This is a genomic window from Streptomyces sp. NPDC057271 (genome assembly GCF_042668715.1).
Classification (GTDB): domain Bacteria; phylum Actinomycetota; class Actinomycetes; order Streptomycetales; family Streptomycetaceae; genus Streptomyces.
Genome location: NZ_JBHUYJ010000182.1, coordinates 1 through 8,086 on the forward strand (window position 1 = coordinate 1; position 8,086 = coordinate 8,086).

The window sequence follows — 8,086 nt, forward strand, 5'->3', positions numbered from 1 at the left end:
CGGAACCCCGGTGTGGGGGAGGGGGGGTTGGGGGGAGGAAGGGGTGCTTGGGGGGGGGGGGGCCCCCCCTGTTGGTGGTGTCCTTCCCCCCTTTCAGGCCCTTCTGGTGTCACCTGGCCGTCGGTGTGCGCGATCGGGACGAGTCGACCATGTCATGGGTGAGATGTTTTCAGCGGCGTCGGCCTCACGGCGGCCGTATCCGAAAACGGATCCGCAGGTACGAGCACGGTTGCCGACCCCTCGCCCCGGCCGATCCGGAACGCCAGTGGGTGCGGTGGCGCTCCGGTCGTCAGCGCGTCCGGGGCCCACACCACCTCGTCGATCCGGCCGAACCACACCATCGCGTCCGCGCTCTGACCGCAGGGAACCGGCACCCAGCGGCCCAGGAGGTGCGCGAGCCCGACCTCGGTGAGCAGACGTCGGTCCAGCGCCTCACGTGCCAGGCGCAGGCCCAGCGACCAACCTGGCTCCTCATGGTGCGTGCGCCGTCCGGCCAGGATCGGGCCGCGCCGCGCCGCGTCCCACAGGGGCAGAGGCCGGCCCCACAGCCAGTCGCGAGCCATTCGGGCATGCCTCAGGTCGGGGTCCGACCACGCTGCGTCCGTGCCATCCAGGTACGCGGCGCACCACGACATCCAGATCGTGTCGGACGCCATCCGGTGGCGCAGGCGGGAGAGCCTGCCGAAGAGCGACTCCTCGCCGAATCCTTCCCGGTGGGTGAAGAGACCCGTCATGGTGAGGACGTCATGGGCCGCTCTGTGGCCGAAGCTCCCTCGGCGCGCACTGCCCTCGATCGCGAGGAGTGCGTCGGCACGGGAGCCGGCCTCGAACCAGCCCATCGGCGGCGTGTCCGGGGGGAGTTCGGCCATGGTGTGCTCCTCGGGGGAATGGCGGGGCATGTGCTCAGTGGTGGGGCTTGCGGGCGCGGCGGCGCAGAGCGGCGGCGCTGACGGCGCCCGCGCCGATGAGGGCCAGGCCCGATCCGAGGAGAAGGCCTGTCGGGGCGGCGCCGGTGTCCGCGAGATGCTTGCCCGTCGAGGGTGCTGTGGACGACGGCGACGCGGTGGTCGACGGTGCAGGCGGCGGCGTCACGGGCGCAGCGGACGTCGGGGTCGACGTGCGGGTGGGAGTGGGGACCGGGGTCGGGGCCGGGACTCCGACTGCGGACAGGCAGCCCTGGAAAGGGACATGGTGGGTCTCGGCACCATCGGTGGCCTTGAGGGTTCTGGCGACCACGGTCCCGTTGACCGGCGCGCCGGTCCCGAGGTCGACGTGGGCGAACGGGGCCAGGACGGCGCCTGGCCAGGCTGCCTGGCTGCTCTTGGCGAAGGTTCCCTCGCCGCGGAGGTTCCACAGCAGTCCGGCCCGGGTCCTGCCGTCATTGGCGCTGGTGTTCTTGTCGTCGATGACAAGGGTCTTGGCGTCCCAGTCGAAGATCTTCACCGCGGTGGTGCCGGCCTTGGCCATGTCGTAGGAGTCCCCGGCGATGTTGACCAGGGTGGTCGCCCCGTCGGGCACCGTCAGCTCGATCTCCTGGGCCTTCTCGAGCTCCGCGGCGTCGACGGTGAAGACGTTCAGCGTCGGATCCACGCCGGTGAGAGCGAGGACGCGGTGGCCCGTGCCGCGAAGCTCCGCGATGGCACCGGTCGTGGTCCCGGTCTTCGAGAGCGTCTCCGACAGTGCCCGCAGATCGCGGAACGCGCCGGGCACGTCGACAGGCGGGGGAGCCTGGACGACCTTGCCCTCCAGGGCCTCGGCCGCACCAGGGTTCTTGAGGGCGCCGCCGTGCACGAAGTCGCCGCGCATGGCCGTCGTGGTGCCTCCGCCGAGGTCTACATCGCCCGCGACGACCAGGGCAGCCCGACCAGGCAGGGCGTCCACCTCCGTGTCGGTCAGTTTGCCGCCGGCGGTGAAGCCGCCGGTGAAGTCGGCATCGCCGCCGATGACGACCGCGCCTTCGGAGTCCGGCGAGTGTGCTGCGTTCCCGGCGACGAATTCGGCGTACGGCTGGGCCGCCCCCAGGCCGCGGTCGCACGGGGCGTTTCCGACGGCTGCCGCCGGGCCGGCCGCTGCTGTGGAAGCCAGGGCCATAGAACCGGTGAGTGCCAGCACCACCGCGGTGGCTGTCATGCGCATGAGCGGCGTCCTTTCCGATGTCGTTGCCCGCCGACACGGTCCCGATCACGGCCCGGTTCACGCCCGGCTCGGGTGACGCTCCCGACATGCTCTCGTCACAGATGCATGGCCATGTGGCCGAGGGAGAGACCCACCCGCCATGCCGGTATCCATTCGCCCTTCGGTTCCCGCTCAGGCGTCGAGTCCCCGAAGACCAGAGGCGGAGCAAGCAGTTCCGTCTCCCGTAGCCACCTCCACGCGTCCAGGGCCGGAGAGATGTCCGGATCCGGCTGGGCCGTCGTGACTTGGAACGCCTCCCGCCGGTGGAGGTGGTCGGTGATCCACGCGTGCCAGTCCACCTCAGGGGAGGTCATCGAGATCCAGCACGCCCGTCGCTCCTCGGAGAAGAGATCCAGCAGTTCGGTCGGCAGAGACGAGGCGAACACGGTCAGTGCCAGCGCGTCACGTCCCGCCCGGTACTCCAACGTGCCCTGCGGGACCACGTGCCCCAGGTAGAGCAGACGCTCCGCTATGACCTGTGAGTACATCCAGCCCATGGGGACGGCCAGTTCGCCGCCACTACGGCCGTCGCTGCTGTCCGACGGAGCCACCCGAAACACCACTTTCCGTCTGCTCGTCGCTGTCGTCTTTCCAAGGTCCTCGTTCTGCTGAGACTGAACGGACGCGGGGTAGCTGCGGCTCAACGCGGTCGCCCACGGCCTGAACCTCCACCGTGTCTCGTCCGTTCCGCCCAGGTGGGAGGGCCGGGAGGCGTCCTCCCGCCGGTGAAGGGGGCGTGATGGACTGGAGCCAGGCCGACAGGCGCCGCGGGCAACTGGAGGACGACGAGCCGGCGTGCCGAGGTGTGGACCCCGGGTTCTTCTTTCCGCCCGATGCGGGCGGCGGCATGGCGGCGGAACAGGTCGCGCGGGCCAAGGCCCTGTGTCTGCGATGTCCCGTCCGGCAGAAGTGCCTCGAGGTGGCCGTCCGCTTCCGGGAGAGCGAGGGCATCTGGGGCGGCACGACCCCTGGTGAACGACGCAAGCTCTGGGGAGAGGCCGCACGCCTGCGAACGGCCTGGCCGCTCGTCAGGAGGCTTGTCGCCGGGGAAGCCCTCGCCGTCGGCGCGATGGACCGGCCGGCCGTCGTGTACCACCTGAGGACCGCCGGCTGGGGCACGGAGCAGGTGGCCGTGACGCTGGGCCTGGCGCCGAGCGCCGTACGTGTCGCGTACGAGCGGGGGTGCGCGGCGGTCCTGTTCGCGGCTGCCCTCGCACAGGGACTGCCTCGCCGGGAGCCCCGCCGCCGCGCGGCATAGACGAGCGGGACGGAGCCCGGGCGACTACGGCTCAGGCGCTGTAGCCGAAGTTCTGCGTCCACCACGGGCCGCCGTGACCGAAGTGGATGCCCACCCCGATGGTGGTGATTCCGTCGAGCAGGATGTTGCGGCGATGGGCCGGGCTGTTCATCCATTCCCGCACGACGGTCGCCGCGCTCGGCTGACCCATGGCGATGTTCTCGGCGGCCGGCTCCGGGTACCCCGCCGCGCGCATCCGGTCCGCCGGGCTGATCCCACCAGGCGCGTCATGAGAGAAGAAACCGCGCGCCGCCATGTCCGAGCTGTGTGCGCGCGACGACTGCCGCAGCCTCTCGTCGGTGCGCAGAGCGGGCAGCCCGGCCGCTCGACGGCGTTCGTTCACGAGGGCCGTCACGTCGTCCTCCGTACGACGCCGACGCCTCTCCACGGTACTTTCCCCGGACGGCCGATCCGGAGACGGGGACGACGAGGACCGACCGAGCACACTCCGGTCGGCCGCCGGGGACCAGCCGTCGGCCGCGCCCGGCTCCTCGTCCAGCAGGCTCGGCAGTGGAGGAGGGGCCGCGGGAGCTGCCCGGCGGGTGACGGGTGAGTGGCTGCGTTGAGGCGCCGGCCGACCGGTTCCGCGCGTCCTGCGCCCTCGCTTCTTACCCATGGCCCCGACCTCCTGTGTCACCGCTCCGGCTCATGGGCTGGCACGGCACCGCCAGACAGGTGGTTCATGCCGTCGCCGCTCACTGGTGATCAGGACGTCGCGCGTGCGCCAGGAGGGACAGTTCGGGTGGCCACGTCGTGCCGTCCAGTAGCCCCAGTGCGTAGCCGCGTGCCACGATCGCCGGCCGCGACGGCGCATCCAGCTCCTTGCGGAGCCGGCGCAGGTGGTAGTCCAGCGCCTGGCGCGACATCCTCAGATCCCGGGCGATGCGGGCGTTGGACTCCCCGCGTGCCAGTCGCAACAGCACCTGTTCCTGGATGGGCGTCAGCTCGACGGAGCGTGCGTGCTCCACCCCGAGGGCCGTGAGGAGCGTGAGGATCGCGCAGGGACGGCCGCCCTCGCGGACCACGGCCATGTCGGCGTGGATCAGACGCCTGCCGCCCCTGGACGTCCGGCACGCCAGGCGCGTGCTACGGCGCAGCGCCCGGCCGCGGACCAGATCCCGCCACTGCCGCAGTAGCCTGTCCGCGTCGTCGGAGGGCTCCACGAGTTCGGGCAGGGTCATGCCTTCGAGCCCGGCGACCGTGGTGTGCAGCAGCTCGGCCGCGCCGGGCGTGGCCCGCATGATGCGGCCGCCCGTCGTGAAGGTCACGGCGGCGGCCCCGGTACGGTCACGCAGTGCCCGTAACTCCTCCTCGACCGCCTCCTTCTCGCCGAGCGCCGTCATGTGATCGGTGACGTCGAGGTAGATGCCGCCGACGCAGCGTCCCGCGGCCGTCTCCAGCGGGAAACGGTGTCCGACGACCCGCACCGGACCACCGCGTTCCCGGTCGAACGCCATGGAATGCCGGAAGGGGCGGCCAAGAGCGAGGACCTGCTGGTCCAGACGGCGCGTGCGGCTGAGATCAGGTGCCCGCAATACGTGTTCCAGTGTGCGTCCCGTCAGCTCGGCGGGCGTCATCCCGTGCAGGTGGGCGTAGGCGTCGTTGGCCCACAGGAACCGGCCGGCCGGGTCCCTGATGAAGGCCGCGCCCGGAAAGTACGCGGCGAAGGCCAGATGCCGCTCACGCTCGTAGACCCCGGGCGACACGTCGACCGCCACAGCCCGGACTCCATCCGCGATGCCGCCCTGGTCATGCCGGGGGCCGGCCGCCACGTCGAGGAGCCGTCCGGCGCTGTGGGCCTGCCAGCGCACGGTCTTCCCGGAGAGCGCGACGGCCTGGGTGACGGTGTCGTGGACCGGTGGGCCCTCACGGCGCTCGGCCGGAGAGGCCGGGGGTGGCGGGTGCACGTCGCCGGTGCCGAGCGCGTGGCCGGCCGAACCGCCGCCGTACCGCTGGACGCGCAGCTCACGGTCCGTCTCCCACCAGGCCAGCGGCAGTTGATCGAACAGCGCTGGCCACCCCTCGTCCCCGATCATCGTTCCTCCTCTGCGGGGTGCGGGCGAGCGATGTCACGGAAGGGGGAGCAGCCGTGTTCGGGCTCCGGTTCGAGGGCTCCTGCCCTGCCACGGTCACCGCGGACGCTCCCGTCGCCGCCCCCTTCGCGCGGGTCCGCCGCGGGACTCCGGAAGTCGGGCATGCCGGTCACCTCCGGCCCGCGGCCATGGAGGCGTCGCGCCGCAGCAGCCGGTCCATGTAGGCGGCATGGGCGTGGCTCATCTTGGCGGCGAACGGCATTTCGCCGAGGGCCGGTTGACCGTTTACCCCCAGCACGTACCAGGCGCGTGTCACGCGGTCCTGCACCACCGTCACGGTCGCGACGTCGTATCCGAAGTGCGTGGCGCAGCGGACGGCCGTCGCCTTCACCTCCGGGTCGAAGGTCTCGGGGTCGAACAGCGTGTCATGGGAGGCAGACCGCCGGTTGGTGATCCGGCTGGCGTCGGTACTGCACCGGTGGACGACGACCGGTACGTCGTCCTCCAGGACCAGCAGCACGAACGTGCCGTTGTTCGGCACGAACCGCTGCGCGATGAACGCGAGCCGGTCGTCGCCCACGGCCCGCAGAACTTCCGCCCAGGCCGGTGCGTCGTGGACGAGCCGGGTGAGGGCCCCGTCTCGACCGTACAGGGGCTTGACCACGAACGGCGTCCCGAGCCGGCCGGCGAACTCGTCGAAGTCGCCGCTCGCCTGATGGATCGAGTCGGGGACGCTCTCGCCCGCCAGGGCCAGCTCCACGTACTGCTGGAGCTTCGAAGGAGCGGCGAGGGCGTTCCCGGTCCCGAGACCGTTGCCGTTGACGAGGCCGGAGGAGCGGGCGGAGAGATAGCAGGACAGCGCGCCCACCAGTCCCGTGGGCCGGTGGCCGGACCCGTACACCTGGACGAGGTCGAAGTCGGCGAGGTCGCGGTGAGTGATCCGCTCGTAGATCCGGGGGCGGTTCCTGTCGATCCCGACGGCGAGGTGTGTGGAGGAGCGGAACACGGGCTGTATGCCGCGTGCCCGGAGCGCATGCACGAGCGCGTCGCCGGTACACCTCTCTCCGTAGAGGAACAGCACGGACCGGGTGGACTTCTCGAGGGATCTGACGCGGGCTGACCTGAGGGGCGCCGGTTCCGACGTATGGCACAGCGGTGGCGGCGCGAAGGTGAGGACGATGCGTACCGTCGCCGCGAAGGCGACGACGCCGCCGGTGAGGATCAGGGAGACGAGAACGGCCACAGAGGCTCCAGGGGCTCGGTCGGGAGACACGTCGGGCGGGTCGGCGGCGTCAGTACGGACGGACGACCGCGTACACCGGCATCACGTGGAGATCTGCCGTGCGGATGGGCGTGCCGGGGCGCGGGGCGTGCACGATCCGGCCGCCTCCCGCGTACAGGGCGACGTGGCTCGCTGCCCGGTAGAAGACGAGGTCCCCGGCGCGGACGGCGGAGAGCGGAACACGGTGACCGACCTGGATCTGGTCCCAGGTGACGCGGGGGAGCCGGATGCCGGCCCGGCGGTAGGCGTACTGCGTGAGCCCCGAGCAGTCGAAAGCGCGCGGACCCGTCGCGCCCCAGACGTACGGCTTGCCGAGCTGGGCGAGTGCCGTACGTACGGCCACGCCCGCGGCGGACTCCTTCACGGCGGGCTTCGCCTCGGCCCGCACCCGCAGCTGTGTGCCGACCTGTGCCCGGTGTGGGGAGGGCTTCAGGGAGGGGCGATGGGAATCCACCGCGGCGCGCGCGTTCGCGACCGTTCTCGCCCGGGCATCGAGCAGTTCGGCGACCTGTCGAGCGGTGAAGGAATCGGCCGGGGACTGACCGACAGTCAGGGCGGGGTCGGCCGCAGGGCCCGTACCAAGGGTCGCGAATTGGCCCGCCGGCGGCCCGGCCGCCTCCGCACGGTGCGTGGCCTCGGGTGCGGACGGCAGGGGCGGTGCGGTGACGCCGCAGATCATGGCGAGGACGCCGAGGGAGAGGGCGGAGGGGAGGACCAGACGGTGATTCATGAGTGCGGCGCCTTCCGGGCGGGGGAGCGGCCCTTGGAGAGCCGGTCTCTGTCGCTCGGGGTCACGGACGGGTCACGAAACCGGGTTCAGGTGGGGCGGGTCGACGCGACGCGCATCACACCCGCCTGCCCTGAACGGTCCGGACCGGAGCGTCGTGCGAGTGGGTGGGCGGGTTACGCGGCGCTCGTGCGGACCGCTCGACTCGGATGCCGACCTCGGAACAGGAGAACCACCATGCAGATCGCGATCGAGAAGGCTGACGCGTTGCTGCGGCTCATGGGAGACGACGACGGCCGTCTGTGTCTGTGGCCGTGCGACATCGCCCCGCCGACCGGCTGGCGGGAGGCTCTCACCACGACGGACCGGACGCGGTTCCTGTACTCCCTGTGTGCGGAGGCGCCGTTCAGTCCCGTCTCGCTGGATAAGCACGCGGCGTGACGGAGCGGGGTGGGGGGGGGGGGGGGGAGGAGGGGGTGGGAGGGGGGGCGTGCCGCTTGGGTTGTGGTGTGTGTTGTTTGGGTGTGTGTGGGTTTCGCCGCTAACTCCTTCACCAACCGGGCAACACAGAG

9 protein-coding genes are annotated in these 8,086 nt (G+C 71.6%); 2 read left to right on the forward strand and 7 right to left on the reverse strand.

Translation table 11 applies throughout. The annotated features are described in order from the left end of the window. Nucleotides 1-152: 152 nt before the first annotated feature. The 3 genes from ACFUJR_RS38070 to ACFUJR_RS38080 form a co-directional block, all read right to left on the reverse strand. Nucleotides 153-869 (reverse strand): hypothetical protein, encoded by a 717-nt coding sequence (locus ACFUJR_RS38070; protein ID WP_383180037.1) that lies wholly within the window; start codon nucleotides 867-869, stop codon nucleotides 153-155. Nucleotides 870-903: 34 nt separating this feature from the next. Then, complete coding sequence (locus tag ACFUJR_RS38075) at nucleotides 904-2,136, reverse strand: choice-of-anchor A family protein (protein WP_383180034.1); 1,233 nt, start codon at nucleotides 2,134-2,136, stop codon at nucleotides 904-906. Nucleotides 2,137-2,231: 95 nt separating this feature from the next. Next, nucleotides 2,232-2,726 carry a hypothetical protein gene (locus tag ACFUJR_RS38080; protein WP_383180032.1) on the reverse strand — a complete coding sequence of 165 codons (495 nt, stop codon included), beginning with the start codon at nucleotides 2,724-2,726 and terminating at the stop codon, nucleotides 2,232-2,234. Between the two features lie 188 nt (nucleotides 2,727-2,914). Between ACFUJR_RS38080 and ACFUJR_RS38085 the strand changes: the two genes are divergently transcribed. Next, nucleotides 2,915-3,433 (forward strand): WhiB family transcriptional regulator, encoded by a 519-nt coding sequence (locus ACFUJR_RS38085; protein ID WP_383180029.1) that lies wholly within the window; start codon nucleotides 2,915-2,917, stop codon nucleotides 3,431-3,433. A gap of 31 nt (nucleotides 3,434-3,464) precedes the next feature. On the opposite strand, the gene ACFUJR_RS38090 is transcribed toward ACFUJR_RS38085, so the two are convergent. The 4 genes from ACFUJR_RS38090 to ACFUJR_RS38105 all read right to left on the reverse strand — a co-directional run bounded on the left by ACFUJR_RS38090 (nucleotide 3,465) and on the right by ACFUJR_RS38105 (nucleotide 7,517). Continuing rightward, nucleotides 3,465-3,827 (reverse strand): CAP domain-containing protein, encoded by a 363-nt coding sequence (locus ACFUJR_RS38090; protein ID WP_383180026.1) that lies wholly within the window; start codon nucleotides 3,825-3,827, stop codon nucleotides 3,465-3,467. 340 nt (nucleotides 3,828-4,167) lie between these two features. Next, nucleotides 4,168-5,508, reverse strand: a complete 1,341-nt coding sequence (locus ACFUJR_RS38095; RefSeq protein WP_383180023.1) for a PAS domain-containing protein — start codon at nucleotides 5,506-5,508, stop codon at nucleotides 4,168-4,170. A gap of 166 nt (nucleotides 5,509-5,674) precedes the next feature. Continuing rightward, complete coding sequence (locus ACFUJR_RS38100; protein ID WP_383180019.1) at nucleotides 5,675-6,748, reverse strand: RimK family alpha-L-glutamate ligase; 1,074 nt, start codon at nucleotides 6,746-6,748, stop codon at nucleotides 5,675-5,677. A 49-nt stretch (nucleotides 6,749-6,797) separates the two neighbouring features. After that, a complete protein-coding gene (locus tag ACFUJR_RS38105) occupies nucleotides 6,798-7,517 on the reverse strand; it encodes a C40 family peptidase (RefSeq protein ID WP_383180016.1) in 720 nt (239 codons plus the stop codon). Between the two features lie 234 nt (nucleotides 7,518-7,751). Between ACFUJR_RS38105 and ACFUJR_RS38110 the strand changes: the two genes are divergently transcribed. Beyond that, nucleotides 7,752-7,955 carry a hypothetical protein gene (locus tag ACFUJR_RS38110; protein ID WP_383180013.1) on the forward strand — a complete coding sequence of 68 codons (204 nt, stop codon included), beginning with the start codon at nucleotides 7,752-7,754 and terminating at the stop codon, nucleotides 7,953-7,955. Nucleotides 7,956-8,086: the final 131 nt, after the last annotated feature.